The 1,149-nt window shown below is 70.0% G+C and carries 1 protein-coding gene; it reads left to right on the top strand.

Annotated features, from left to right (window positions below; all coding sequences use genetic code 11):
- Nucleotides 1–154 precede the first annotated feature (154 nt).
- Complete coding sequence (locus tag BIU90_RS05570) at nt 155–1,108, top strand: manganese catalase family protein (RefSeq protein ID WP_071299256.1); 954 nt, start codon at nt 155–157, stop codon at nt 1,106–1,108.
- Nucleotides 1,109–1,149: the final 41 nt, after the last annotated feature.

The following is a 1,149-nucleotide window of genomic DNA, read 5'->3' as shown; positions in this document are numbered from 1 at the left end:
GACCGCGGGGCGGGACCGCGGGACGGGACCGCGGGACGGGACCCGGCCCGTCTGCCCGACTGCGTGCCGTGGACGTTCCGGCAGCCCGTCCAGACCGGCCCGACGACCGTGGGCGGCAGCAGCGGCGAGATCGTCGCGCTGAAGAGGAGGCACCATGTACTTCCACGCTCAGACCTGGATCAACGACATCGCCCCCGGCGACCCCGACCCCGCCGCCGCGAACGCCCTGCAGGAGGGCCTCGGCGGACAGTTCGGCGAGATGCGCACGATGATGCAGTACCTGTTCCAGGCCATGAACTTCCGCGGGCCGGCCGCCAAGCCCTACCGCGACCTGATCCAGGGCGTCGGCACCGAGGAGATCAGCCACGTCGAGCTCATCGGCACGACGATCTCGCGGCTGCTCGACGGCGCTCCCGGCTACTCCGGCAAGCTGACGGACCCGCTCGACGAGCCCGGCAAGAAGGGTGCGACGCCGCTCAACATCGCGCTCGACACGGGCAACATCCACCACTACCTGGTCGGCGCGCAGGGTGCCCTGCCGGTGGACTCGGCGGGCAACCCGTGGAGCGGCAGCTACGTCTACAACTCCGGCAACCTGCCGCTCGACCTGCTGTACAACCTGATGCTCGAGTCGACGGGGCGCCTGCAGAAGTGCCGCATCTACGAGATGACGGACAACCCCACCGCCCGGGCCACCATCGCGTACCTGATCGTCCGCGACCAGGCGCACGAGAACGCCTACGCCAAGGCGCTCGAGACCCTCGGGGTGCAGTGGCGCTCGCTGCTGCCGATCCCGAAGACGAACGCCGAGCAGTTCCCCGAGGTCAAGGAGCTCGTCGACCTGGGCTTGCAGAGCAAGCAGTACAGCTTCGACCTCGACGGGGCGTCCGAAGCGGCGAAGATCTTCCGCGGCGCCTCGCCCTCGAACGACGGCACCGACCTCGACGCGTCGGAGCAGGCTCCGAAGGGTGCACCGTCCTTCATCGCTCCGGAGCGGCTCGAGGAGTTCGCCCCCGGGCTCGACGCGGACCTGCTCGCGCTCATCCAGCAGACCGCCGAGCTCGAACTGGACGAGGCCGAGGACCCGCTGTACGGTCCGGTCGCCTGACGCGGGGAACGGCACCACAGGACAGACGGGAGGTCCGTGGC

Origin of the sequence: Curtobacterium sp. MCBA15_001 (genome assembly GCF_001864835.1) — a bacterium.
In the GTDB taxonomy this organism is placed as follows: domain Bacteria; phylum Actinomycetota; class Actinomycetes; order Actinomycetales; family Microbacteriaceae; genus Curtobacterium.
This window is presented reverse-complemented; position numbering and strand designations above follow the sequence as displayed.

What these genes read in the sequence shown, in the direction of transcription:
- BIU90_RS05570 (WP_071299256.1), top strand. Translation starts at nt 155, where the DNA reads ATGTACTTCCACGCTCAGACCTGGATCAACGACATCGCCCCCGGCGAC.